The 26,439-nt window shown below is 51.3% G+C and carries 22 protein-coding genes, 1 tRNA gene and 1 pseudogene; 10 read left to right on the top strand and 14 right to left on the bottom strand.

Going from position 1 to position 26,439, the window contains the following annotated elements; translation table 11 throughout:
• Positions 1 to 37 precede the first annotated feature (37 nt).
• Both tig and SY83_RS13640 read right to left on the bottom strand, forming a co-directional pair.
• Entirely contained in the window at positions 38 to 1,327 is a 1,290-nt protein-coding gene (tig, locus tag SY83_RS13645) for a trigger factor (protein WP_068607370.1), read from the bottom strand.
• Between the two features lie 170 nt (positions 1,328 to 1,497).
• Positions 1,498 to 2,325, bottom strand: a complete 828-nt coding sequence (locus SY83_RS13640; protein WP_231891253.1) for a hypothetical protein — start codon at positions 2,323 to 2,325, stop codon at positions 1,498 to 1,500.
• Positions 2,326 to 2,544: 219 nt separating this feature from the next.
• Here SY83_RS13640 and SY83_RS13635 point away from each other — a divergent pair.
• Positions 2,545 to 2,618, top strand: a tRNA-Arg gene (locus SY83_RS13635).
• 361 nt (positions 2,619 to 2,979) lie between these two features.
• A complete protein-coding gene (locus tag SY83_RS13630; protein WP_068607366.1) occupies positions 2,980 to 3,186 on the top strand; it encodes a hypothetical protein in 207 nt (68 codons plus the stop codon).
• Positions 3,187 to 3,276: 90 nt separating this feature from the next.
• On the opposite strand, the gene SY83_RS13625 is transcribed toward SY83_RS13630, so the two are convergent.
• Entirely contained in the window at positions 3,277 to 3,615 is a 339-nt protein-coding gene (locus SY83_RS13625) for a hypothetical protein (protein ID WP_068607364.1), read from the bottom strand.
• Positions 3,616 to 3,630: 15 nt separating this feature from the next.
• The gene (locus SY83_RS13620) at positions 3,631 to 3,945 is read right to left on the bottom strand and encodes a hypothetical protein (RefSeq protein ID WP_068607362.1); all 315 of its coding nucleotides are present in this window, start codon (positions 3,943 to 3,945) and stop codon (positions 3,631 to 3,633) included.
• Positions 3,946 to 4,075: 130 nt separating this feature from the next.
• Here SY83_RS13620 and asnB point away from each other — a divergent pair, with 130 nt between their 5' ends.
• Positions 4,076 to 5,920, top strand: coding sequence for an asparagine synthase (glutamine-hydrolyzing) (gene asnB, locus SY83_RS13615; RefSeq protein WP_068607360.1), 1,845 nt, complete (start codon positions 4,076 to 4,078; stop codon positions 5,918 to 5,920).
• Positions 5,921 to 6,330: 410 nt separating this feature from the next.
• On the opposite strand, the gene rdgB is transcribed toward asnB, so the two are convergent.
• The 3 genes from rdgB to SY83_RS13600 form a co-directional block, all read right to left on the bottom strand.
• Positions 6,331 to 6,945, bottom strand: coding sequence for an RdgB/HAM1 family non-canonical purine NTP pyrophosphatase (gene rdgB / locus SY83_RS13610; RefSeq protein ID WP_068607358.1), 615 nt, complete (start codon positions 6,943 to 6,945; stop codon positions 6,331 to 6,333).
• Positions 6,929 to 7,687 (bottom strand): ribonuclease PH, encoded by a 759-nt coding sequence (gene rph / locus SY83_RS13605; protein WP_068607355.1) that lies wholly within the window; start codon positions 7,685 to 7,687, stop codon positions 6,929 to 6,931. The genes rdgB and rph overlap by 17 nt, the downstream gene beginning before the upstream one ends.
• A 174-nt stretch (positions 7,688 to 7,861) precedes the next feature.
• Positions 7,862 to 8,926: a GerMN domain-containing protein gene (locus SY83_RS13600; protein ID WP_068607353.1), complete on the bottom strand. Its 1,065-nt coding sequence runs from the start codon at positions 8,924 to 8,926 to the stop codon at positions 7,862 to 7,864.
• A 151-nt stretch (positions 8,927 to 9,077) separates the two neighbouring features.
• Between SY83_RS13600 and SY83_RS13595 the strand changes: the two genes are divergently transcribed.
• The 3 genes from SY83_RS13595 to SY83_RS13585 all read left to right on the top strand — a co-directional run bounded on the left by SY83_RS13595 (position 9,078) and on the right by SY83_RS13585 (position 12,036).
• Positions 9,078 to 9,644 (top strand): phosphatidylglycerophosphatase A family protein, encoded by a 567-nt coding sequence (locus SY83_RS13595; protein WP_197479857.1) that lies wholly within the window; start codon positions 9,078 to 9,080, stop codon positions 9,642 to 9,644.
• Positions 9,645 to 9,771: 127 nt separating this feature from the next.
• Positions 9,772 to 10,938: an LLM class flavin-dependent oxidoreductase gene (locus SY83_RS13590; protein WP_068607349.1), complete on the top strand. Its 1,167-nt coding sequence runs from the start codon at positions 9,772 to 9,774 to the stop codon at positions 10,936 to 10,938.
• A 45-nt stretch (positions 10,939 to 10,983) separates the two neighbouring features.
• A complete protein-coding gene (locus tag SY83_RS13585; RefSeq protein WP_068607347.1) occupies positions 10,984 to 12,036 on the top strand; it encodes an aliphatic sulfonate ABC transporter substrate-binding protein in 1,053 nt (350 codons plus the stop codon).
• A gap of 57 nt (positions 12,037 to 12,093) precedes the next feature.
• Here the strand turns inward: SY83_RS13585 and SY83_RS13580 are convergent, their stop codons facing one another.
• Both SY83_RS13580 and SY83_RS13575 read right to left on the bottom strand, forming a co-directional pair.
• Positions 12,094 to 13,110: an MBL fold metallo-hydrolase gene (locus SY83_RS13580; protein WP_068607345.1), complete on the bottom strand. Its 1,017-nt coding sequence runs from the start codon at positions 13,108 to 13,110 to the stop codon at positions 12,094 to 12,096.
• The gene (locus SY83_RS13575) at positions 13,103 to 13,849 is read right to left on the bottom strand and encodes a class I SAM-dependent methyltransferase (RefSeq protein WP_068607342.1); all 747 of its coding nucleotides are present in this window, start codon (positions 13,847 to 13,849) and stop codon (positions 13,103 to 13,105) included. The genes SY83_RS13580 and SY83_RS13575 overlap by 8 nt, the downstream gene beginning before the upstream one ends.
• Before the next feature lie 272 nt (positions 13,850 to 14,121).
• Between SY83_RS13575 and SY83_RS13570 the strand changes: the two genes are divergently transcribed.
• Together SY83_RS13570 and SY83_RS13565 are read left to right on the top strand one after the other, a co-directional pair.
• A complete protein-coding gene (locus SY83_RS13570; protein ID WP_068611100.1) occupies positions 14,122 to 17,316 on the top strand; it encodes a bifunctional cytochrome P450/NADPH--P450 reductase in 3,195 nt (1,064 codons plus the stop codon).
• Between the two features lie 35 nt (positions 17,317 to 17,351).
• Positions 17,352 to 17,831: a PaaI family thioesterase gene (locus SY83_RS13565; protein ID WP_068607341.1), complete on the top strand. Its 480-nt coding sequence runs from the start codon at positions 17,352 to 17,354 to the stop codon at positions 17,829 to 17,831.
• Positions 17,832 to 17,914: 83 nt separating this feature from the next.
• On the opposite strand, the gene SY83_RS13560 is transcribed toward SY83_RS13565, so the two are convergent.
• The 3 genes from SY83_RS13560 to xylA form a co-directional block, all read right to left on the bottom strand.
• Positions 17,915 to 19,147: an aminopeptidase gene (locus SY83_RS13560; RefSeq protein WP_068607339.1), complete on the bottom strand. Its 1,233-nt coding sequence runs from the start codon at positions 19,145 to 19,147 to the stop codon at positions 17,915 to 17,917.
• A gap of 161 nt (positions 19,148 to 19,308) precedes the next feature.
• Positions 19,309 to 20,802 carry a xylulokinase gene (xylB, locus tag SY83_RS13555; RefSeq protein ID WP_068607337.1) on the bottom strand — a complete coding sequence of 498 codons (1,494 nt, stop codon included), beginning with the start codon at positions 20,800 to 20,802 and terminating at the stop codon, positions 19,309 to 19,311.
• A 470-nt stretch (positions 20,803 to 21,272) separates the two neighbouring features.
• On the bottom strand, positions 21,273 to 22,583 hold the full coding sequence (gene xylA, locus SY83_RS13550; protein ID WP_068607335.1) for a xylose isomerase: 1,311 nt from the start codon (positions 22,581 to 22,583) through the stop codon (positions 21,273 to 21,275).
• Positions 22,584 to 22,746: 163 nt separating this feature from the next.
• On the opposite strand from xylA, the gene SY83_RS13545 reads away from it, so the two are divergent.
• Both SY83_RS13545 and SY83_RS13540 read left to right on the top strand, forming a co-directional pair.
• A complete protein-coding gene (locus tag SY83_RS13545) occupies positions 22,747 to 23,904 on the top strand; it encodes an ROK family transcriptional regulator (RefSeq protein WP_068607334.1) in 1,158 nt (385 codons plus the stop codon).
• A 128-nt stretch (positions 23,905 to 24,032) separates the two neighbouring features.
• Positions 24,033 to 24,545 (top strand): zinc ribbon domain-containing protein, encoded by a 513-nt coding sequence (locus SY83_RS13540; protein ID WP_068607332.1) that lies wholly within the window; start codon positions 24,033 to 24,035, stop codon positions 24,543 to 24,545.
• A gap of 90 nt (positions 24,546 to 24,635) precedes the next feature.
• On the opposite strand, the gene SY83_RS13535 is transcribed toward SY83_RS13540, so the two are convergent.
• On the bottom strand, positions 24,636 to 25,703 hold the full coding sequence (locus SY83_RS13535) for an alkaline phosphatase family protein (protein ID WP_068607330.1): 1,068 nt from the start codon (positions 25,701 to 25,703) through the stop codon (positions 24,636 to 24,638).
• A gap of 28 nt (positions 25,704 to 25,731) precedes the next feature.
• Positions 25,732 to 26,358, bottom strand: a pseudogene (locus tag SY83_RS13530) (beta-galactosidase); the annotation flags it as partial.
• Between the last annotated feature and the right edge of the window lie 81 nt (positions 26,359 to 26,439).

Here is a 26,439-nt window from a genome sequence, read left to right as displayed (position 1 = left end):
GATACGTGCCTTTCTTCTTATGTTAGTGTTAAATCTCTTAAACAGCTTTGCTGTTTTCAACGAGGTATTTAACGGTTTTCTTCACTTTAAGTTCATCCTTCATAGCGTCAAGGCTGCCGTTAGCAGACAGGATGCTGCGAAGCTCTTCAGCGGAACGCTTGTAAGAATCAGCCATCGTGTTCAGTTCAGCATCAAGCTCTTCATCAGACACGGTAATGCCTTCAGCTTCTGCAATTGCTTCAAGAACCAGGTTGTTCAGAACGCGTTTCTGAGCATCTTCGCTCATTTGAGCGCGAAGCGCTTCTTCGTTCTGACCGGAGAATTGATAGTACAGGTCAAGGTTCATACCTTGCATCTTCAAACGGTTCTCGAAATCTTGAACCATGTGATTCAGCTCGGAACTCACCATAGCCGCAGGTACTTCAACTTCAGCGTTGGCTGCCGCTTTCTCAACTACGTCAAATTCTTGCTTCTGAACAGACTCTTGGTCCTTCTTCTCAGTCAAGCGTTTAACGATGTCTTGTTTGTACTCTTCCAATGTTTCGAACTCACTCACGTCTTTAGCGAACTCATCGTCAAGAGCCGGCAAATTCTTACGTTTAATGTCATGTAATTTCACTTTGAATGTAGCTGCTTTACCCGCAAGGTGTTCCGCATGGTAAGTTTCAGGGAAAGTAACTTCCACATCTTTCTCTTCGCCCTTGTTCAAACCGATTACTTGCTCTTCAAAGCCGGGGATAAAGCTTCCGGATCCTACTTCAAGAGAATAGTTGTCGGCTTTGCCGCCTTCGAACGGTTCTCCGTCTACATAACCGTCGAAGTCGATGATGGCGATATCGTTGTTCTCAACAGCGCCTTCTTCAACGACTACCAGTTCAGCATGACGTTGTTGCAAACGAGTCAATTCTTCATTAATTTCTTCGTCGGAAACAGATACTTCGTCCTTGCTTACTTCAATACCTTTGTAGTCGCCCAATTTCACTTCCGGCTTCACTTCAACGGTTGCTTTGAATTTAAATACTTGTCCTTTAGCGAATTGTTCTACTTCTACATCCGGACGGTCAATCGGTTCAATCGCAGTTTCTTTCACAGCTGCAGTGTATGCTTCAGGAAGAATGATGTCGATTGCATCTTGATAAAGAGCTTCTACACCGTATTTCGCTTCAAAAATTTGACGAGGCACTTTACCTTTACGGAATCCAGGTACATTGATCTTACCTTGAACTTTCTTGAACGCCTTGTCTAGTGCGGAAGTAACTTGATCCGCATCTACTTCTACCGTAAGAACCCCTTGGTTCTTCTCTAGTTTTTCCCAGTTTGCTATCATTTTATGCTTTCCCCTCCAAAAAATTAACAGTTCCTTATATGAAGTTCCTGACATCTTGAGCTTGGCGGCACAAATAGGCCTAAGGAAGCCTGTCCGCGCCATTATAACCATTACATTATAAACATAAACAATCTCTTTTACAAGGCATCCCACATAATCTGGATAAATCGCTAGCCGGCCGCGCTCTGTACATAGCTTTTCAACAACTTATGAGCCTGCTCAAACCGAAACACCAGCGCGTCATGAATGCCGTACATGTCAAAAAGTTCACCCGGGTCCAGATCGCCGCCCATAGTTTCCAACAACGTACCATGGAGTGCGGCTGCCCACACATCCATCGTACTGTCATCGTGTTCCAACAGTTGCCGGTAAGCGGAAGTTCCGTAAACATAAAACAAGAATTCATTCCAGGTTTCCTCCGCAAAATAAGACAAAGCCGGCGAATGCACCTCGCTGACTTCCTGCACTCTGAGCAAAATTTCACGTACTTGTTGAGGAAAATCATCCGGGCCCATCGGAAATGCTTCTATATCCACCGTAATGGTTTCACCGTGTTTGTTCAGACGAATTTCGCCTTCGACGCCGCGGGTTTTCAACGTCTGCACAGCTTTGCTCTGAATTAACGGATGTAAAGATTTCCCCTCCGCGAACCGGACTAATTCTTTATCGATACTTGGATGATCTATGTAAGATAATTGGCCGAGTGCCAGGAGCTTTTTGTCCATTTCACGGCTGTGGATCAACGTGTCTATAATCTTCCGGGCATAGTCCGGATCGCTGTCCGTCTTGTACTTCACATGTTCTTTCAATATATCGTTCTCGGTTAGATCCTGTTCGGTATCCGGTTGAACCTGACCGTCCTTTACGTGGGGAAATGCCGTCACAAGCCAGTTGAGCAAAGAGCCCCATTCCTCATAAGTGCGTTCTTCTTCACCTTGACATTGCAATAAAAATTCAAGTAAGCCTACGGCTTCGCCGTATTGCTCCGTTTCGAGCATCCGGGTTAATTCAATCTGATAATAATCCAGTGTTTTTGGAAAAAGATATATATTGTCTGCTATCGTTCACACCACCTTTGCCTCGAGACCGCGCCTGCTCGTTTACTTGCTAAAGATTATAGCATTGTTCTCGGCAATGTAAAAATGTGATGGAGATTGCTCGTTTCCATACGTTGGTCATTGATTTTCCCCGCGTCCTCTGCTATTATAATTTATTGTGTCCCAGTAGCTCAGCCGGATAGAGCATACGCCTTCTAAGCGTACGGTCGGGGGTTCGAATCCCTCCTGGGACGTAAAAAATAAAAGACGCGTAATTGCGTCTTTTTTTATGTCCAGGTAGATTCGAATCCCCGACGCGGGGGGACGTCGCAGCGCATTCGGCACGGGCACAGCCCGGCCGTAGCGGAGTCGCGAGCTCCATCGGACGGTGACACCGTCCTGATGCCGCAGCGCATCCCTCCTGGGACGTAAAAAATAAAAGACGCGTAATTGCGTCTTTTTTTATGTCCAGGTAGATTCGAACCCCCGACGAGGGGGGACGTCGCAGCGCAGTTCGGCACGGGCACAGCCCGGCCGTTGCGAAGTCGCGGACATAGATAAAATCACAGCAGACGGGCAAACTTAGAGGGAACTTCATACGAAGGGAGCCCAGACATGTCCTATCTCAACAATAACCCTAATCCGCATGAAACTGACGAAGCCGCCAAGAAGGCGAATCAGGAGATGGACCGTATCTTTAACGGCGACGCCGCTGACGAAGGAGAACAATCTCCGGATCTGGCCGGTGTGGAAGCGCCAACCGGCACCTTTCCTTCCGTGAATCCGCAGACCGCCTCAGGCATTAACAAGAACATGAGTTAGTACCTTAGTCCTGCCCTAATCAACAAATAACCCGGCTGTCACAAAAGCTTAAAGCCTAGGTGACTGCCGGGTTTTATTTTGCCATAAAAATTAGCCTAAACCGTTCCTGACCGAGTCCCGAACATCCCCATAGCTCAGAATTTCCTTGCCTAACAAATCTTTGGTGTAAGATGAATTGCCGGTCGGCGAATTTTCGGAAGATGTAATGTTTACAAACGCGTTGTGCAAATTATTTTCATACCAGTCAATATCAAGATCAGCGTGGTTTTCGAGCAAGAGCGGCATTTCATACTGATTCTCGTCCTTCTTCGTGAAGTGAGCCAGCATCTCCGGTTGTCCCGGAACCGCCGATTGCACAGCTACTTGCGCGTATCGGGTACCATTTTTCTCAACAACGCCTAAATAATGCGCACTTTTTATTGTATACAAGACGGGTCCTCCTACTTATTTGATTTTGTCCAAAATCTGCATGCTCTCAATGTGCTTCTTCGTCTCCGGTGTGCCCAGCTTGTGAATCAACGCGTACACGTCCTGCAGATGATCTTTATAAATGGTATGATCTTGCGTCGCTTTTAACGGGTGCAAAATGAAAGTATCTGTAACCATCGGGATTTCATCTTCATATTGTGTTCGAAACAGCTCCTGCAATTGATCGGCTTCCTCTTCGGTCGCTTCAATCTCGAGTTCAAAGGCTGCGGCCCCCTGATCCTCCATCACCGTGCCGGCTCCAACCGCAATATAGTAGTGCTTTTTCTCCATAACACAGCTCCTTTCCCTTTCTCATTAGGTTTCCTGTCGGACAGACATTTTATCCCTGCCCTGCGCATACTTTAACATTATTGACTTGAGGTTAATCCAACTATTACGTTTACTGAGAGGATGAAGGTCTATGTGCGGAATTACCGGATGGATCGATTGGAAAAAAGACCTGACGCATTATCCGTCGATTCTTGAGAACATGACGGAAACGTTAGCCAATCGCGGACCTGATGCCTCCGGAACCTGGATATCGTCCCATTGCGCCTTCGGTCACCGCCGTCTAAGCGTCATCGATCCCGAGAACGGAGCGCAGCCTATGGTGCGCAAAGCCGGAGACGATACGTACACCCTGGTGTATAACGGCGAATTATATAATGCTCCCGAACTTCGCAAGGAATTGGAAGCTCGCGGACATACGTTCCGCACAAATTGCGATACCGAAGTGCTCCTGGTCGCCTATATCGAGTGGGGACGGGCGTGCTTGGATCGGTTTAACGGAATTTTTGCATTTGCGATATGGAATGAGAAAGAACAGCATGTGTTCATGGCCCGGGACCGGCTTGGCGTCAAACCTCTTTTTTATGCCCATGATAACGGTACGTTTCTGTTTGGTTCGGAGCCGAAAGCGATTCTCTCGCATCCCTCCGTACAACCCGAAATCAGCCGGGAAGGGTTAGCCGAAATTTTCATAGTCGGTCCTGCCCGTACGCCCGGTCACGGCGTTTACGAGCATTTAGCCGAGTTGAAACCTGGACATTTTCTTGTGTATGACCGAAGCGGTGTCAGAGTTTCCTCCTACTGGTCGCTGGAAAGTCATGAACATGAAGATGACCTGGACACAACGATCGCCAAAGTACGTGAACTGCTCATCGATACGGTGGAGCGGCAATTAGTGTCGGATGTTCCGGTCTGTTCTTTGCTGTCCGGCGGTCTGGACTCCTCCGCGCTGACCTCGATCGCGGTTTCCTACTATAATGAAACAGGCCAAGGGATCGTACCTACTTTTTCTGTGGATTATTTGGACAATGATAAGCATTTCAAATCCAGCGCCTTTCAACCCAATGCGGACGCGCCATGGATCGCGCGCATGACCGAGCATCTGAGCACGAACCATACTTATGTGGAATTCGACACACCGGAATTGGTAGCCGCGCTGAAAGACGCGGTTCGTGCGCGGGATCTGCCGGGGATGGCGGACGTGGACGCCTCCCTGCTGCTCTTCTGCCGGGAGATTAAGAAGAAAGCGACCGTGGCGGTTTCCGGGGAGGCCGCCGATGAAATATTCGGCGGCTACCCTTGGTTTCACCGCGAGGAAGCGTTGAACGCGGGGACGTTCCCTTGGGCGCTCTCCACGAAAGAGCGCGGCGCTCTGCTTTCCCCCGACCTGCTGGCTTGGGTTAAGCCGGAGGAGTACATTGGGGAACGCTACCGTCAAGCCATTGACGAAGTGCCAAAGCTGGTCGGCGAAGCCGGACAGAAGGCCAGGATGCGGGAGATGTCGTATCTCAACATCACCCGCTTTATGCCGACGCTGCTCGACCGGAAAGACCGCATGAGCATGTATGCGGGTCTGGAGGTTCGTGTTCCATATACCGACCACCGGTTAGTCGAGTATGTGTTTAACATTCCATGGGAGATGAAGGTAGCGGGCGATCGGGAGAAGGGGTTGCTGCGGAAGTCGCTTACGGGGATTTTGCCGGATGATGTGCTGTACCGCAAGAAAAGCCCATATCCGAAGACGCATAATCCGAACTATCTGACGGCCGTTAAGGAATGGGTGATGGAAATCTTGGATGATCCTTCTTCCCCGCTGTTGCAGTTTATTAACGTGCCAAAAATCAAAGCGCTGGCGAACTCCGATGCCACACAGTTTAATATGCCGTGGTTCGGGCAGCTGATGACGGGACCGCAACTGTTTGCTTACCTTGGCCAAGTAGACACTTGGATGCGGGAGTATAAAGTGACGGTTAAATAATACTGAAACCCTGACAAATTTGTCAGGGTTTCAGTATGTCGAAGATGCCGGGTTATTCCTTTCCCTTAGGGGGCGGCGTGTGATCGGTTGTGGTCGCTTTGGCGGTGATGCCGGGTTATCCCTTTCCCTCAGGGGGGCGGGATGATCGGTTGTGGCCGCTTTGACGGTGATGCCGGGTTATCCCTTTCCCTCAGGGGGGCGGGATGATCGGTTGTGACCGCTTTGGCGGTGATGCCGGGTTATCCCTTTCCCTCGGGGGGCGGGATGATCGGTTGTGGCCGCTTTGGCGGTGATGCCGGGTTATCCCTTTCCCTCAGGGGGCGGGGTGATCGGTTGGCCGCTTTGACGGTGATGCCGGGTTATCCCGTTCCATCAGGGGGCAGGGTGATTGCGCACAGCCCGCCGCAACATCATACCAGCTGCGCCAGCAACGCGCGGAGCGCCTTTCCCCGGTGGGAGACGGCGTTCTTCTCCTCGAGCGTCAGCTCCGCCATGGTCTTGGCGAATTCGGGTACGAGGAAATACGGATCGTACCCGAATCCGCCGCTCCCGCGAGGCTCGGCGACAATGACGCCGCCGACCTCGCCCTCGGCCTGCACGCGCAGGCCGGTCGCCGGGTCGTACAGCACCAGCGCGCTCACAAAGCGCGCCCGGCTGAGCGCCTCCCCGGCGCCATCGCCAAGCCGCAGCGCAAGTTCCCGCTGCAGCTTGGCGTTGTTGTCCGCGTCCGACGCGCCCTCCCCGGCATACCGGGCGGAATACACGCCCGGCGCGCCCTCGAGCGCGTCGACGCACAGCCCCGAATCGTCAGCCAGCACCGGCAGGCTGAACGTATTCGCGATGGCGCGCGCCTTAATCTCGGCGTTCGCGGCAAACGTATCCCCGTCTTCCACAATGTCGGGAATCCCGGGATAATCCAGCAGGCTCGCGGTTTCGATCCCCAGCGCCGCGAAGGCATGGGCAAATTCCTGCACTTTGCCCTTATTCTTCGTCGCAACGAGGATTCGCTTACTTGCCAGCCGCACGGCCCGAGCCTCCGATCTTATCAGCGATCGGTCCAAGCACTTCCTTTTGCCGTTCAATAAGTCCCCGAATCCCTTCCTCCGCCAGTTCCAGCAACGTGTTCAGCTCTTCGCGGGTGAACGGCGCATCTTCACCGGTACCTTGAAGCTCTACGAACTGACCGTTGCCGGTCATGACGATGTTCATATCCACCTTGGCTTTGGAATCCTCTTCATAAGCAAGGTCCAGCAACGGCTTACCGCCCACCACACCCGCCGAAACAGATGCCAGGAAATCCGTAATCGGAAATGACTTCAGGTTATGTTGTTCATGAATCTTGTTAACAGCCATGGCCAAAGCGATAAAAGCGCCCGTAATGGAAGTCGTGCGCGTGCCTCCGTCCGCCTGAATTACATCGCAATCCAATGTAATCGTGCGTTCACCCAAAGCTTGAAGATTCACGACAGAACGAAGCGCGCGTCCGATCAGACGTTGAATTTCCATCGTGCGTCCGCCCAGCTTTCCCTTATTCGCTTCTCTTTGATTCCGCACTTGAGTCGCTCGGGGCAGCATTGAATATTCCGCGGTTACCCAACCCCGGCCTTGTCCTTTCATAAAGGGGGGAACCCGCTCTTCCACGGATGCGGTACAGATAACCTTGGTCTCCCCGACCTCAATCAGCACGGAACCTTCCGCATATTTCGTATATGGCGCCGTAATCGTTAACGGCCTGATTTCATTGGCTTGTCTTCCGTCTATTCTCATGAATGGATGCCTCCTAGTTTTCGCATGTCCCAAGGAACATTCTTCATTTTACCAAACCCCAAAGCTCAAATCCAATTTAACGTCAAAATAAAAACCGACAAGACGGGTATAAATTTTCTTCGGTCTAAAAAACAAAAAGCCCCGCTTAAGCGGAGCCGAATTACTCTTATCTCATTATAATTCTACGGGATTGACATGCGCAGGACGGGTGACTGGTTTGCTGTAGCTCTGTTCGTCCGTGCCGCTCACTTCCTTGTCGCCGTCAATCAGAATCTGCACCTTGGAAGCACCCGTATTCTCTGTTAAAGAAAGAATGACGGATTGCAACGTTTCGGAAGGCACCTTAAGCTCCGGCGTCTGAATTTCCCCGCTCAGATTGACTGTAATAATTCCTTCTTGTTGCGCCACCTGCAACACCTGCGCACCCGGGTCCATAACCGATGTAAGCTGCGAGCTGCTTAACGGCCCTTTAATGAGTTGCTGAACCGCGGCCTGAGCCATATTATCCGTTCTCCGCACCAGTCGCGTTACAGGAACAAAGTATGTTTCTTCGGCTTCAGTCTTGCCCAAAAAGTAAAGTGTGACCGGGGAAGAATTACCTAATTCACTGGCATCTAAATCCGCGCTTTTCTCGATGTTGATGCCCATGCCTCGGGTTAACGGCTCATCCAACGGCGTGGCGGCTTCAGGCATTTCAGTCAAAGCCTTGCCTTCTACTCGGATCTGCACGCTTTGTATCGTCGGAAAGCCGGTTAACGTATAAGTGACGGCCTCCAATATTTTGCGCTCGTCCTGAGCGTTATAGTTCACGAACTCCTTGGAGAAGTCCACGGTAGCCAGTTTACTTTTCGGATCAATATTTAACTCTTTCACCTGGGTACCTTTTGGCAAAATCGCCGTAAATCCTTCCGGTAACAAATCCTTATATTCCCCGTCTTCAACCAAGTAGGCCAATGTCATTTTTGCGATACCGTCCACTTTAGGAACATTCAGCGTAACCGGAGCCACATAATTGTTCGCGTCCTTCAGGTATAAGGTAATGCCCTTGCTCATTTCATTCGCATCCGTCGTTTCAACGGCGCCCACGGCGGTATCTTGCCCTGTCAGAATTTCACCCTGTGGCGGGTCAATCTGCCCCGTCGTCGTTCCCGACTTTAATAAGCCGCATCCGGTTGTCAACAGGGGCAACGCAACCAAACCTACAATCGCGGCACCTCTCATTTTTGCAGAAAAGGTCATCTTCTCTTTGCCTCCTTCAAGTATAGAAATTGCATGGGGTCCGGCCAAGCCGGGTTTGTACTACTATGTATACGAGCCTTCGGACGTTTTATAACTACTTTTTGATCAAAAAGGGAACAATGCAAGGATGCGGAAATATTGATGACAAAGTATGAAGACAAAGGTGGAGCCCCTCTTGAAGTACAGCTTAAACAGCCGAAAAGTTGCCGAAGCCACGGAACAATGCTTGAAAGAACGAGGCGTGAAGAAACGGGATATCGCGGAATTGGTGTTATTTCTGCAAAAAGATTATATTCCCGGGCTCACGCTGGAAGAAGTATATGGTCATATGGAACGTGTGCTGGCCAAACGCGAGGTACAGAACGCGATCCTGACGGGCATCCAGCTGGATGTGCTGGCCGAGCAAGGGAAGCTGATGCAGCCCCTGCAGGATATCATCTATAACGACGAGCCGCTGTATGGATGTGATGAAATTCTGGCTTTATCCATTGTAAACGTGTATGGGAGCATAGGCTTTACGAATTACGGCTACATCGACAAGAAGAAGCAAGGCGTACTTTCTATGCTGAATGACAAAAACGACGGAAAGATTCATACGTTTCTTGATGATATCGTAGGAGCCATCGCCGCAGCCACCTCCAGTAAAATCGCCCACGGCTATCAGGCGGAGCTTGAGAAAAAACAATTGACAGAAAGCGAAGATGCGAATAATATTTAATTCATAGTTAACCGATAGGATTAACTGGTTCTACCGGTCGGCCGGAGGCACCCTTGATGGGGAGTCTCCGGCTATTTGTGTTTCTGTCGGTGGAAACCACAGCAATGACTAGAGGAGGAGAAGAAATATGAGCGGACAACACGTTGAATTTGGGTGGTTTATACCAACTAGCGGGGACGGAAGGTATATCGGGGTTAAGCCGGAGCGCGAGCCTTCGTTGGATTACTTTGTGGAAGTGGCTCAGACGGCTGAAGCCGCGGGCTTCGAGTTCGCCCTGATCCCCACCGGTCATCAATGCATTGATGCCTGGGTTGTGGGTTCCGCCGTCGCCGCGCACACGAAAACCTTGAAGCCTTTGGTCGCTATGAGGCCGGGTTTGATCGCTCCGGTATTGGCCGCGCGCATGGCTTCCTCCTTGGATGTGATTTCAGGCGGGCGGGCATTAATCAATGTGGTGACCGGCGGATCACCGGATGATTTGCGGGCTACGGGAGATCCGCTGTTCTCGAATCATGACGGTCGTTATGAACGCACGCTTGAATTTCTGAACATCGTTAAGGATTCATGGACGAAATCGCATGATTTCTCCCTTGCGGAATACGTGAAATCAGGCGGCCAGAGCGGCACAAATTTTAAAGGCAAATATTATGAAGTTGAAGGCGGACTAAATCTTCCCGCTCCCGTACAGCAGCCTCACCCGCCTCTTTACTTCGGCGGCAGTTCTCCGGCCGGCAAACGCGTTGCTGCGGAGACCGCGGATGTGTATCTGCTGTGGGCTGAGACGCTGGACATGATTAAAGAGCAGATCGCGGATGTGGAACGACACCTCGCGGATGTAAACCGGAAACAGGGAAGCCAGCGCACACTGCGCTACGGTTTGCGCGCACAGATCGTTGTAAGAGAAACGGAGCAAGAAGCGTGGAAAGCCGCGTGGAACATCATTTCGAAAGTGGATCCGCAAGCTTCAGCCGTCTCCGAATTCGTACAGAGTCGGTCAGACGCTACGAATCAGCAGCGCCAAACCGCTTTGTGGAAGGATTCCGAAGCAAACGGCTACATCATCGGACCTAATCTGTGGAGCGGTTTGGCACGTGTACGCGGCGGGGGTGCCGTCACATTTGTAGGAACTCCGGCGCAGGTTTCAGATCGATTGCTGGAATTTATCGACGCGGGCATTTCCACTTTCGTTCTATCAGGCTATCCACATGTCGAAGAGGCGCAAATTGCGGGAGAGCATCTCTTACCTCTTGTGAAAGCGAAGTTGGCGGCGCGTGAAGTGAAGGTCGTTGTTTAATTTGTGGTAACGGTTTGCATCTATCATTATTATGGAGGGGTTTATATGTACATAAACAAAAGAAGAACATGGTTGACATCCGTATCGCTTAGTCTGGTTCTGGCATTCGTCTTGGTGCTGACAGGTTGCGGCAACAATAACACCAGCTCTTCGGTTGCGGCTGATGCGGATTCAAAAGTTTCGGAAGATACATCTTCCAACAAACCGAAAGAGAAAATTACTGTGAACATTGGATACCAAGGTGTCGGCTTGCTCAATCTGCAGCAGGAAAAGGGTTGGCTCGAAGAAGCCTTTGCCAAAGCGGGAGCCGAAGTCAAATGGTCCGAATTCCCCAGCGGTCCGCCCCACTTTGAAGCCATCGCGGCGGATCGTCTTGACTTCGGACTGGTCGGCAACGGACCGGTTATCGCCGGTCAGGCCGGCGGCGTTCAATTTAAAGAAATCGCGGTTCTATCCGACGGTAAACGGGGAGATTCCATTATCGTTCATGGTGACAGCGGCATCAAGCGGATCAGCGATCTCAAAGGCAAGAAAGTCGCCGTAGCCAAGGGCAGTTCAGCTTATACGTTCGTATATCGCGCGGCGGTAAAGGACGGCTTGAAGCCTAGCGATATTGATCTGATCCAATTGCAACCTGATGAGGCGCAAGCCGCGTTCGCGTCCAAAGCGGTGGATGCCTGGGCTATTTGGGAACCCTACGTTTCCATTGCTCAGCAACAAGGGGCGGTATTGCTCGCGAACGGCAAGCAGTTGGACTTGGCCAGCCCTTCCTTCGCCATCGTCAGAACGGAATTCGCGAAAGAACATCCCGAATTGGTAAAGTTATTTTTGAGTGAATATAAGAAAGGACTGGATTGGCAGCAAGAGCACCTGGATGAAGCGGTGGAGCTATATGCGGGTTTGAAGAAGATTGAACCTGCACTCATGAAGAGCATCATTGAGAAGCAGAATCCGATTGTGGAACCTGTCAGTGATGCATACCTTAAAGCCCAGCAGGAAACGGCGGACTTGTTGTTCGATACCGGCGGTATTAAGAAGAAAATCGATGTAAAGGAAGTCGTGGATAACACCTTCGTTCAAGAAGCGTTGGGGAAATAGACGGGCGTCAAAGAAAACCAGCGTGCTTCGATATCCGAGGCACGCTGGTTTTTTGGCTTAGTACAGAGGTTGCCGGTGAAAATAAGTAACGCCGTTTTCCGTCTGGGATTCTACAACGCGCTTCAACTCGCGCAGATATACCAGATGTGCCAGCGTTTCCGACATGGCGAAGCGCAGTTGATGCACGGTCAGACTCTCGCCGAACATCAATCGGCACAGCTCGTAGCCTGTCATTGGCGCAATCAGGTGCTCCTCAATATAGGTAAGTCTTTCCTCATGATGCGTAAGAAGCTCCCTCACCCGTTCATGCCAAGTTCGGAACGGATCCCGGTGCCCGGGATAGGCCTGCTCCACATCTAACTGCTCCAAGTCTTGCAAACTTATCATGAAAGAATTCAGCGGATTAGGGTCACTTCCCGGCAGTAGACTGACATTGGGTGTGATTAACGGAAGCACCTGATCGCCGCAAAATATCGTCTTCCCCGCCTCATCATGGAAACACAGATGCCCCCATGCGTGGCCAGGCGTATGAAGCAGATTATAAGTTCTGCCTCCGAAGGTTAGCTGCTCCCCTTCTTCCATGTATGTGATTACCGGTTGCGGCGAAACCTGCGGGACGAAACCGTTCATATGCGGCACCATCAAATCCGCCAGCGATACATCGAGCCCGTGACTGAGGTAAAGCTGTCGCAATTCATTCGCATATTCGGCATGACCGTCCCCCCATAACCGAACAGCATGTTCGTGCCCCAGACGAGACAATCGAACCGGAACACCTCCGGCTTGTTGTTGCATCCAACCTGCTAAACCATAATGATCCGGATGATAATGTGTGAGCAGAATTTGCCGGATTTGGTCAAATGCAATGCCCCAGGCTTCAAGCGTTTCGGTCCAAACCTGAACTGCATCCGACGTGTGAAGTCCCGGATCGATAACGGTATACCGGTCAGCCGAATCTGCATCCTCTGCGGGTACATCCCTTATAATGTAACTGTTCACATACCGTAACGAGAACGGCAAGGGTACCTTTAATCTGCGAATTTCGCCATAATTCAGGTTGTTCTCATCAGCCATCACCGTTCACCTGTTTATGACCCACCATAATCAATCTGGACGAAGTGTCCGCTTTGTACTCCTCAGCACTATATTCACCATATACTCGGTCGATGGTTAATCCATAATCCTCACAGAACTTAATCATATCAGGAAGACCATACAATTTAACTTGCTCGTAATAGACCCGGGGCTCGGCACCGGCTTCATGCAGTGTAATTTTCTTTTTGACAAAGCCTTCTTCAACGACACGTTGTTCCAATATATGAATATCTCCGTCGGACCTGAGGGATTCCGGCACCAAATGGGCTTCAACCCAGCTGGCATTCAAGAAGTCGATGATGAATAATCCGCCAGGCTTAAGCAGACGACCAATCTCTTTAATAACCTTGCTGTTTTCTTCATCTTCATTAAAGTATCCGAATGAGGTAAACAGATTTACAAGCGCGTCATACGGCCCTTCCAGCGGCACTTCGCGCATATCTCCCCTGATCCAGGTTACCTGCCCGGCAGAGTCCATAGCTTCCGCTTCCGCAAGCAACACCTCGGATAAATCCATACCGGTTACGTTATAGCCCAATTCAGCCAACGCGAGGGAATGCCGACCCATGCCGCAGCATAAATCCAGAACGTTAGCACCCGCAGGCAATTGCAGCCAGTCCATCATGCCTTTCACTTCCTGCTGAGCCCCCAGCAGATCCCGATGTTTATACACAGTCAAATAATCTTTACCGAAACTTTGCTCGAACCAGGCTTTCATGAATGAGTGCTCCTTCTTTAATCTTGCTTATGTATACCCTTATTTTACATGCAGATTGATTTCGCAAGCAACCTGGATCCCCAAAAGTCCAGTCCATCTTCAAATAGTACTTTATGACCGTTTTGTTCAAATCGTTTGAATTTCGTCTTTAATCCGTTCTAAAATGAGAATTGAGAAGTGCATATGTCTATATTCATATATTGATTTTTCAAATTATGGGAAATGATAAGGAACGGAGCGGATGAATGTTGATCAAAAAATCAAAAAAGAGGATGAATTCTTTGCAGGACAGCAAACTTATTCCACAGCCCAAAACTTTTGGTCCCTTGGGCAACTTGCCGCTTGTCGACGCCGAAGCGCCTGTACAATCCATTGTGAAACTTGCCTATGAATACGGCCCCATCTTCAAGCTGGAGTATCCGGGCAGCGGCACCCGTGTGTACATATCCGATCATAAGCTGGTTGCGGAGGCTTGCGATGAATCCAGATTTGACAAGAATGTATGGGCTCCCCTGCAGAAAGTCAGAGCTTTCGCGGGCGACGGCTTGTTTACAAGCTGGACCGAAGAACCGAATTGGCAGAAGGCGCACAACATTCTCCTGCCCAGCTTCAGCCAAAGGGCGATGCAAGGCTATCATGAAATGATGGTCGATATCGCGGTGCAACTCGTTCAGAAATGGTCGCGGCTGAATCCGGATGAAAGTGTGGAAGTGCCTGAAGACATGACACGGTTGACACTCGATACGATCGGTTTGTGCGGATTCAACTATCGCTTTAACAGCTTCTATCGCGAGCAGCCTCACCCTTTCATCACCAGTATGGTCCGCGCCTTGGATGAAGCCATGGGACAGCTGCAACGGTTGGGAATCAAGGATAAGTTGATGGTGTTGACAAAGCGTCAATTCAACCATGATATCCAAACGATGTTCTCCCTTGTCGACAAGATCATCGCGGAACGTAAATCGCAAGGAGACGAAACCGCGGCAGACCTGCTCTCTCACATGCTTAGCGGCAAGGACCCGGAGTCAGGAGAAGGACTGGATGATGAGAATATCCGGTATCAGATCATTACGTTTCTTATAGCGGGTCATGAGACTACCAGCGGACTGCTGTCTTTCGCGCTCTATTATTTGCTCAAGAATCCGGATAAGCTCCAGAAAGCATACGATGAGGTCGATCGTGTGCTTACGGATCCCGTCCCCTCCTATCAGCAAGTGCGTCAGTTAAAATATATTCAGATGATCCTGAACGAAGCTTTACGCCTGTGGCCGACCGCGCCTGCCTTTTCGTTGATCGCCAAGGAAGATACCATGCTCGCGGGCACGTATCCGCTTGTTAAAGGGGACAGTGTGAATGTACTGATTCCTAAGCTTCACAGAGATACGGAGGCTTGGGGCGAAGATGTGGAAGCTTTCGTGCCCGAGCGGTTCGAGAATCCGAGCACGATCCCACATGATGCATACAAGCCGTTCGGAAACGGACAACGCGCTTGCATCGGGCAGCAGTTCGCCCTTCAGGAAGCGACGCTCGTTCTTGGGGTGGTCCTGAAGCAATTCGAGATTATTGATCATACCAACTATCAGCTTAAGGTCAAAGAATCCCTCACGTTGAAACCGGATGGCTTTACCATGCGCGTCAGAACGCGGGCGGGCAGTCCCTCGTTCACAATCTCAGGGGTGAGTACGGAACCTGCTGCTAAGCCACACAAACAAGAACAACGTCATAACAACCCTGTCGCCCAGCACGACACGCCGCTGCTGGTGCTCTATGGCTCGAACTTGGGTACGGCCGAAGGTATTGCCAGGGAACTGGCGGACGAAGCCCGTTACCTCGGTTTCCGCAGCGAATCGGCACCCATGAATGCGCGGATGGGCGCGTTGCCTAAAGAAGGCGCGGTTATTATCGTCACTGCCTCATACAACGGCAAGCCGCCGAGCAATGCCGGCGACTTTGTGCATTGGATTGAAGGCGCGGACACCTCTGAATTTGAAGGGTTGAACTATGTCGTATTCGGTTGCGGCGATCATAACTGGGCCAGCACCTATCAGAATGTTCCCCGTCTCGTTGATGAGATCCTTACCGCCAAGGGAGGGCGTCGATTGGCCTCGCGGGGAGAAGGCGATGCAAGCGGAGATTTCGAGCTGCAATTGGAAGCCTGGCGGGAATCTTTATGGCCGCAAGTGATGACGGCTTTAGGATTGGAAGTTAAGCCTTCCGCCGCTAAAGCCCATAGCAACCTCAGCGTTCAATTCGTCAGCGGCATCGTGGGCACCCCCATCGCGGAAACCTATGAGGCGATTGTCACCACCATTGCCGAGAACCGCGAACTTCTCGCCGAAGGAAGCGAACGAAGCACGCGCCACATCGAAGTGAACCTGCCGGAAGGGGCCGTCTATCAAGAGGGTGATCACATGGGCGTCCTTCCTGTCAATTCACCGGAGCTGGTCGGAAAGATTGTGAAACGCTTCGGTTTTCAGGCCAATGATCATCTGATCTTAAACGCGAGCGGCCGAAGCGCGGCGCATCTGCCGTTAAACAGACCTGTTTCGCTTCATGATTTATTAAGCCATTGCGTGGAGCTTCAGGAGGCGGCCACGCGGGCGCAGCTTCGCGAGCTGGCTTCATTTACCGTCTGTCCGCCGCATAAACGTGAAATCGAAGCTTTACTGGAAGAGGACGCTTATCAATCGCAAGTTCTGAAGAAGAGATTATCGATGTTTGATCTTCTGGACAAATATGAAGCTTGCGAGCTCCCTTTTGAACGGTTTCTCGAACTGCTGCCACCGTTGAAAGCCCGCTACTACTCGATCTCAAGCTCGCCTGCCGTAACGGCGGATCGCGCAAGTATTACGGTCAGTGTGGTGAAAGGAGCAGCCTGGAGCGGTTTAGGCGAGTACCGCGGCGTCGCTTCCAATTACTTGAGGGAGCGCAAGCCGAGAGATCCGGTCGCCATCTTTATCCGCACGCCGGAGTCTGATTTCCAGTTGCCTGCCGATCCGTTAACGCCGATGATTATGATAGGGCCAGGTACTGGCGTTGCCCCATTCCGCGGATTTTTGCAAGCGCGTCACGAGATGATCCTGCAAGGACTGACACTGGGAGAGGCTCATCTCTATTTTGGCTGTCGTCGTCCCGAAGAGGATTATCTGTACAAACAAGAGCTGGAAGGCTATCAGAACGAGGGCATCGTGAAGCTTCATACCGCTTGCTCGCGAGTCGAGGGTCAACCGAAAACCTACGTACAGCATTTGATGCGTGACAACGGGGAGCAGTTAATTCAGTTGATCGACAACGGAGCTAAGCTATATGTGTGCGGCGACGGCAGCAAGATGGCTCCGGATGTGGAAGCAACCCTGTGTCAAGCTTATTCGGATGTGCACAAGGTAACAACGGAGGAAGCCGCCGAGTGGCTCAACAAACTGCAACAAGAAGGCAGATACGCCAAAGATGTATGGGCAGGATTATAATGAGTTATCAGTTCAGTTAGGGGATGTAATATCATATGGATCGGCAACATTTAGCTCAAAGAATAGATTCCCTCTCGGATCGCGGCGTCCGCATTGTGGATAAGGCCGTTACTGCCCTGGAGACGATGAAAGAGAACAAATATCCGTTTCTGGGTAACTTTCTGGGTATCGTTATGGAGCCTTCGAAGGATCAAGACCTCTTCGTTTGCTCTATGCCGATCACACCGGACATTCAGAATCCGTATCGGATTGTATACGGGGGGATTACAGCTACATTAGCCGATATGGCCATGGCCTGGATGATCGAACACAAGCTTGAGCCTGACGTGAAATTCGTCACGATCGATATGCAAGTCCATTATCATCATGCGGGCACGGGCAAAAAGCTCATCGCCGAGGCGAAGCTCGTCAATCAAGCCAGGGAAGTTATACAGGCCTCATGCGAGATTCGCAACGACAAAGGTTCGCTTGTGGCCACGTCTACGGCAACCTTTCTACAGTTGTTGAGAAATTAATGGCTGAGGTGAGTATGGAAAAGGGAGCCGCATTCGTGCAGCTCCCTTTGTTGTATTCCGGGTGATGTGTCCCACCCGTTGGGTTAGACCCAGTTTCCTTTACGGAATAATGGCTCCACCGTACCGTCAGCCAAAATACCGTCCAGATCCAGCTCCTTGGAGCCGATCATGAAATCAACATGCGTAAGGCTGACGTTGGCGCCGCTAGCCAGCAGCTCTTCCTTCGACATCTCCGTACCGCCTTCTATATTGAAAGGATACGCGCTGCCAATCGCAAGGTGGCAGGATGCGTTCTCGTCCAATCCGGTATTGAAGAATATCCGGTTCAGGTTGGAAATCGGGGAATCGTCGGGTACTAAAGCGACTTCACCCAGATATCTAGCTCCTTCATCCGTTTCCAACAAGGCCTTCAGCGCATCATAGCCCACTTCCGCAGAATAATCGACGACTTTGCCTTCTGCAAACGTTAAGGTAAACTTATCTACCAAGCTGCCGTTCAGGTTTAACGGCATCGTGCTGGTTACCTTCCCGTTGGTTCCAGATCGCTTGGGCATCGTGAATACTTCTTCGGTCGGCATGTTGGCCATGAAATAGACACCGCTCTGATTCTCGCCTCCGCCGCCTTCCCAGATGTGATTATCGGCCAATTCTACGGTGAGGTCCGTACCCGGCGCGCGGAAGTGCAATTTGGCGTAACGCTTCGTGTTAAGACGCTCGGATACGCCGTTCAAATGAGCGATATGCTTCTGCCATGCGGCAACCGGGTCAGGCTGATCGATTCGATTCATCATGAAGATGGTTTCCCACATCGCTTGCATACGATCTTCTTCCGGCAGGTCCGCAAACACCTTGTTGGCCCATACGCGGGTTGGCGCCTTCACTAAACACCAACTTAACTTGTTCGTCCGAACATACCCGGAGAAAGTTTCCCTAGCTTTAGCCGCCGCGCGGGTTGCCGTCGATACCTTCCGGCCGTCAATTCCTTCGAACAGATCCGGATTCGGCACTTTAATGTTGACCAGGGCGCCTCCGCCCTCCGCCAATTGCTCCATCATGGAAGCATTCCACTGCGGATAGTAAGAGAAGGAATCCTCGGGAGCCGTTTCGAAACGTGCTCTTGTAACGGCCTCGTCATCCCAGGCTACCTGGACGTACTTTGCTCCGGCTTCATAGGCTTTGCGTACAAGAACACGCGTCAGTTCGGCCGCTTCCAGCGGGGACTCCACATAAAGCACTTGGCCAGGCTGCAAGTTGACGCCTACCTTAACGATGAGTTCCGCATATTTATGTAATTGTTGTTGGAAAGTGTCTTGCATAGGAAAACCCTCTTTTCTTTGTAAATTCGAAATCCGACCATGCAGTTGCAAGCACTTATTATACTCCATCCTAGCCGGCAGCTCAATTGAAGGCGCGAAGCCGCCATAATAAAAGCCTTACAACCGACGAGCTCAGCTCGTTCTAGTTGTAAGGCCTGATTTTATCTGAACTTCGCAAGCCGCTCGTTCAGCGGCCGCGTAGCGGCATACACATCGCAGTACACCGAGTACAACTCGTCGTACTGCTTCTGCCGCTCCGCGTTCGGCTGGAACGTCTTGGCCGGGCGGATAAAGCGCTCCGCGCATTCCGCCAGAGAGCCAAACCAGCCGCAGCCCACCGCCGCCAGCATGGCGGCGCCCATCGCGGGACCCTGTTCGGTCGTGAGCTTCACAACCTCGGCGCCGAACACATCGGCCTGCAGCTGCAGCCAATGTTCGTTCTTCGCCCCGCCGCCGATGGAGGTGATGCTGCTCACGCGCTTGCCCGACGCGCGCAGGATGTCCACGGACTCGCGTAACGAGTACGTGATCCCTTCCACGACGGCGCGCGTGAAGTGGCCCAGCTCATGAGCGCCGTCCATGCCCACAAAGCTGCCGCGGATGACCGCGTCGGCATGCGGCGTCCGTTCACCCGCGAGGTACGGGGTGAACAGCAGCCCTTTCGCGCCGGGCGATGTGTCGCCCAGCGGCGCGAGCAAAGAGTCGAACGCGACCGCAGGCGCGAACGTCTCCCTGAACCACTGCAGGCTGTAGCCCGCCGCGAGGGTCACCCCCATCGCGTAGAAGGCGTCCTTCTGCCCGTGGTTGAAGAAGTGCACCCGACCGCCGTAATCCGCGCTTCCGTCGGTCTCGTAGGAAAGCACGACGCCCGATGTGCCGATGGAGCACATCGTGGCTTCGCCCCCGAGAATGCCCGCGCCGATGGCGCCGCAGGCATTGTCGGCACCGCCCGCGAACACCTTCGTCGCGGGCGAGAGGCCGGTCTGCTCCGCCACCTGGGCTGTAATCGTACCGACTTCGTCGGACGATTCCACCAGCGGCGGGCAGACGGCCGAGTCCACGCCGAGCGCTTCGCAAATCTCGGCGCTCCAGCGCTTCGCGCCCACGTCGAGCAGCAGCGTGCCCGCTGCGTCGGAAAGATCCATCGCGATCTGCCCCGTCAGGCGGTATCGCAGGTAATCCTTGGGCAGAACGAACACATCTGCCCTAGCGTACAGCTCAGGCTCGTGCTCCTTCACCCAGAGCAGCTTCGGCAAGGTAAATCCTTCCAGCGCCGGGTTTCGGGTTATGGTCAACAGCCGGTCGCCAAGCACCTGCTCGATCGTCCTGCACTGCGCCGTAGTGCGCGTATCGTTCCACAGAATCGCGTTGCGGATGACTTTGCGATCCCGGTCCAGCAGTACCAACCCGTGCATTTGCCCGGAAAAGCTCATTCCTTCGACGCGTTCCGCAGCCACGCCGCTCTCGGACATTACGCTGCGGACGGCAAGAAGGGTACCTTTAACCCACTCGTCCGGGTCTTGCTCACTATATCCGGACTCTTCTTGTATCAACGGATAAGCTGCCGTAGCTTCCGCGCTGACGTCGCCCGCATCGTTGACCAGCACTGCTTTCACACTGCTTGTGCCCAGATCAATCCCTAAAACATACTTCATACCCTTTCCCCTCCGTCCAATCCGTTCATAGAACCCGTTAACCATTCATTCATTCGGTGCTTAGCGTAATAAAACTACGTTAAACATATTCCGTGCCAAAATAGCGTTGAAAAATCACGTTATTTCTGACCAATTCTTGACTTTGACCTGAATTCTTGGTGTTATAAGCAAATTAACGTAAAAAACTTACGCTAATCCTGTCGATTTCTCCAATAACGTAAAAATCTTACGCTAAGCTATTTGAACCTCTTATTTATCATGAGCATATCTGCCAACTCGTATCTCATCATCCGCTTTGCACTTCTCCTTGCCTTAAAGTAACTTCTATTGAGGCTTCTCAGGATGGGCGACCGCGATTAAAGGTAGGTTATTATGCCAATTGGAAAAGCGTGTTTTCGCGAGCGAAAACATATACTTTTCAAGGTGGTCAACAAAACGAAGGCGACCCGCAGGCCGCCTCGCAGCTTAACTTAACCGAACAGGTATTGGTTAACTACCGACTTGATCAGTTCTTGGCGGCCGGACACATTACGGATTTCCCCTTGGTTCAGCGCATGCTTCTCAAGCGTATGCAACGTTGCTTTACCAGCCACGATGTCAGCGCCGATGCCTTCCTTAAAGGAGCTGTAACGCTCATCAATGAACGTATCCAACGCGCGGTCTTCAATCAGCTTGGCTGCCACTTTCAAGCCTTTGGCATAAGCGTCCATACCTGCAATATGAGCGTAGAACAAATCGACCGGTTCGAACGAAGCGCGTCTGATCTTCGCGTCAAAGTTAATGCCGCCGCGTCCGATGCCGCCGTTCTTAAGCACTTCGTACATCGTCATGGTCGTCGCGTACAGATCCGTCGGGAACTCATCCGTATCCCAGCCCAGCAGCAGATCGCCTTGGTTCGCATCCAGGGAACCAAGCATACCGTGCATGGAAGCTACACGAAGCTCATGCTCGAACGTGTGTCCTGCCAGGGTGGCGTGGTTGGCTTCCAGGTTCAGCTTGAAATGATCCTTCAACCCGTACGTTTGCAGGAAGGCCACACAAGTTGCCGTATCAAAGTCGTATTGATGTTTTGTCGGCTCTTTCGGCTTCGGTTCAATCAGGAATTGCGCGTCAAAGCCGATCTCCTTCGAATAATCGATAGCCATATGGTACAGGCGCGCCAGATTATCCAACTCCAGCTTCATATCTGTATTCAAAAGTGTTTCATAGCCCTCGCGGCCGCCCCAGAACACATAGTTTTCCGCTCCGAGCTCTTTACCGACTTCAAGACCTTTCTTGAGCTGCGCACCGGCGTAAGCATAAACTTCCGCATTGGAAGTCGTTCCCGCACCGTGCACGAAGCGTGGATTTGTGAACATGTTGGCTGTGTTCCACAGCAACTTCTTGCCGCTTGTTTTCATATAGTTTTTAAGCATCGCCACAATCACATCGAGGTTCGCGTTCGTTTCTTTCAGATTGGCTCCTTCGGGGGCAATGTCACGATCATGGAAACAGTAATAGGAAATGCCGGTTTTCTCCAAAAATTCGAAGGCCGCCTCCACACGGGCTTTAGCCAAATCCATGCCGTTAAACTTGCTGTAACCGCGAATGGCTGTGTCGGCGCCGAACGGATCCGAGCCTCCGCCGGTCAGGGTATGCCAGTAAGCCATGGCGAACCGCAGGTGCTCATCCATCGTGCGCCCCGCTACGACTTCTTCCGCATTGTAATGTTTATAAGCAAGGGGATTGCGGGAATCTTTGCCTTCGAATTGAATTTTGTTTACGTTTTCAAAATAAGCCATTGTATAATTCCTCCTAAAATGTGTTTACCCGTTGGATATTTTCGACTTGATCACCTGTAGCATAACATGACATCTTAGTTTGTGCAATGGATAAACTAAGTTGCTATTCTTATTTTTTCACACTACACTAGAACAAGATTCTATTCTCGAACGGAGTGTATTCATGCGTACTACAGGTGATCAGCATCTGGTCAAAAAAATCAATAAATCCATCATTCTCGGACTCATCCGCATCCACTCTCCGCTTTCCCGCGCCAAGCTGGCCGAGGTTAGCGGTCTTAACAAAGGCACGGTATCTTCCTTGGTGAATGAGCTGATTGAAGAAAGGTTTGTGGACGAAACCGGTCCCGGTGAATCCAGCGGAGGCCGTCGTCCCGTGATGCTGACTTTTCAGAAAAGGGCGGGATATGCTGTCGGCATCGATTTGCGGGTTCATGAATTGGTCGGTGTCCTTACGGATTTGGAAGGCGATATTATCACCGAACTTAAGCAACCTCTCGCGAGTCGGAAACCGGAATCGGTATTGCAACAACTGCTTAACATGATACAAGCTCTGTCGGAGCAAGCTCCCCTTTCCCCTCAAGGCGTTGTCGGCGTTGGTATTGGCGTACCGGGCATTGTGGACGCGAACGGCACCGTACTGTTCGCCCCTAATCTGGGTTGGGAGAACGTCCGTCTTCAGGAGCTGGTCTCCGGTCAGTTGAACCTGCCTGTGACCATTGATAATGAAGCGAATGTCGGTGCGTTGGGCGAGATGAGATACGGCGCCGGCAAGGATTCCCGAAACCAGGTTTATTTCAGCGTAGGTACAGGCATTGGGACCGGGATCATTTTGAATAGGGAATTGTTCAAAGGCGCTTATGGCTTTTCCGGTGAAACGGGCCATATGTCGATCAATGCGTCGGGCATCCGCTGTACTTGCGGCAACATAGGCTGTCTGGAATTGTATGCTTCCGAGCAGGCCCTAACGCCCGCATCCGGGGACGGCACGTTTCTTTCAGCAGCGGGAAATGCCCTAGCAGGTCATGAAGAAGCCACTTCCGAGCTGATCAACATTTCAACTTCATTAGGAATTGGCGTTGCGAATATCATCAACGTGATGAACCCTGAGCTCATTCTAATCGGCAATGAAATCATCCATGCGGAGCCTTGGGTCGCCGAGGGAATCCGCCAGACGGTTGAAGCGCGCGCATTGCCCTACCACCGCGGCCCGGTCCGTATTGAATTCGCTGAACTGGGCGATCGTTCCACAGTCCTGGGAGCGGCTTCAATCGCGGTTGAATTTTTCATGACTAAAGATCGGGTGACATTAGGTCATTAGTCTCGATTCGAGTTATTTTGCAAGACCTATTAAAAATTTTTATTGGTTTGTCTGTTTCAATTGCGGTAAAGTAGGTTAAATCATCATTTGGATATAGAAGTTTTATTACCATAAGGGGGATTTAATCCATGAATTTGTTTGATAAACTCAGAAGAAGCGCGGCTGATGCGGGACGCAAAGCGCAAACAGCGGTTGAAATAAACAGACTCAGAACGCAAATCGGAGATTTACGCGAACAAATGGACGACAAGCTCCATGAAATGGGCGAAGCCGTTTATGAGGCTTACCGCGTGCGCGACCTTGCTCTGGCTGAACGTCCGATTGATGAAATTTCAAGAGATATTCAAGCTTTGGAACAGGAAGTGGAAAAACTCGAATATCGAATTCACCAGTATAAGAATGAACGTCAATGCTCATGCGGCGCTGTCGCTCCTCTGGGGGCTAAGTTTTGTCCTGAATGCGGCAACCGTTTCGGGGAGTTAGCGGTCGTTGTTGAGGAAGAACCTGAGGAAACGCTGGATACTTGCCCTTCATGCAAAGAGGAAATTGAAGAGGAAACCAAGTTCTGCATGAATTGCGGCTTCCGGCTTGCCCGCGACACAGGCGTAGCCGCCGTGTATTCGGAGCCCAGCAACCTTTAAGGCAAGCTTCCGAGGTTTCGGAAGGATCATTACATACCCGAACATATAGTTGATTGAAAAACCCCGGCGGGAAGCCGGGGTTTTCGCATGTTAGGGCAGCAATCCGACAGCTTTACCGTCCAGATTCCATTCCGTCCGGATCGGAACATTCAGGTGCTTCAGCGCTGTAATCAGGGTATCCGTCTGGTTGGGAGCGGCAGCCAGAGCGCCTTTAGCCGCGCTTGTGCCGCTCACAATCAGGAAGATGGTTCTCTCTTCCACACTGCTTCCGCCGTGCGAAGTGCCTTTACCTCCGTGGTCGGTAGTTAGAATGATAAGCCAATCTTCCTGCGCGTATTGTTCACGGCTGGTAACCGCATTGACCAGGGTGCCGACTTTGGCGTCGATCGCTTCAATCGCGCTGATATACTGAGGAACCGCGGGGCTGAAACCGTAATCGTGACCCGCATGGTCGACATCGTCGTAATGTACAAACGTCAAGTCGGGATTGGCTGTCTGCATAAGCTTTTGCGTTTCCGTTGTAACTGCCGTGTCCGTAGAGACATTCACTTCCTTATCGATACCGCTGAGCAGGGTCGCATTAATCGGTGCCCAATGCACGATGGAAGCGGTGTACAAAGTGCTGTTATAATCCTCAACCCGATTCATCAGAGGCGGATATTGGCTGAAGTTCGAATTGGCCCAAGAGTTATCTTTTACGCCATGTTTGCCGTACCACACACCTGTATGTACCGTCGACCAGCCGGTTGCGCTCCACGTATAGTTGGAATTGGCTTGAGCATTCCAGCTGTAGCTTCCGTTGCTGACTAGGGCGTCGATGTTAGGGGTGTTGGCTGCTTGCAGAGCGTCCGGTCTTAGCCCGTCGATCCCGATAACCAACACTTTCTTGGGAGATGACGGCGCCGACTTATAGAGAGACAGAACCTCGTTTGCGGTCAGCTCTCTTTTGAACATTTGAAGATGGTCGATTTTGGCATTCAAAGCATAGTTGTACGTGCCTGTCCCGTCCTGGGCCACCTTGGTGCTGTAAGTCGTATCGATGCTTCCTTGTTTAGGGGCAATATTGGCCGAAGCGGCTGCTTGTCCGTCTTTGTAAATTTTAGCCTCTCCGTCCCGGTTATGCGTAACCGTAATCAGATGCCATTGCTTGTCAGCCACACCAGGAACGGTAAGGTCTGTGCGTACCTAGACCCGGCTTAATGGAATGCACTAGTTCTTTTACTTGATTCCCGTAATTCGCATAGACCTCTTCCGCCAGAGTTAAGACGGCCGCCTCGTCCCTCGGATCCTGTCCCCGCTCCCGCAAGGTCCGAACACAGAATTGACAGTAACATTTACGGACACCGACAATGTCAAGAAATATACCGTCGGCATCATAGCGGGTAACGACTTCCCTAATCTGCTCAAGCAATATCGGCAAGTAAGGGGTATTCATGCAGAATTCGTGGTAACCCGGTTTCATGAATCCGTCAACCCAACCGGTACGGTCATCCGCGTTCCGAATTAACCATTCCGGATGTACTCGCGCCAGCTTTTCATCTAATCCCGCCGACAGGTACACAGGGGTCTTGACATTAATTTCATGGGCAGCTTCAATCATGGCACCGAGCAGATCGAACTTTAGCTCGGGATGCTGCTGATTGGCAACGGATGGATGATAAGCCCAACCGTGATGGCATTTAGAGAAAACCGTTATAGAATCAACACTTCCGCGGATCAAATTAGCCTGAAAGTTCTCTTTCGTGAAATGGGTTCCTATGTGGGCTATGGCCTCCGATGTATGAAAGTCCAAATGTACTTGTCTGAATCGCATTGAAATTCGCTCCTTTGATGTACTGTTCATATGATTAAATGTAAGCGTATAATGGTTCATAAGTAAGGAACGGATTCGACT

The organism is Paenibacillus swuensis (assembly GCF_001644605.1).
GTDB lineage: Bacteria > Bacillota > Bacilli > Paenibacillales > DY6 > Paenibacillus_N > Paenibacillus_N swuensis.
Note: the sequence above shows the minus strand (reverse complement) of the source record. Positions and strands in the feature narration are given on the sequence as shown.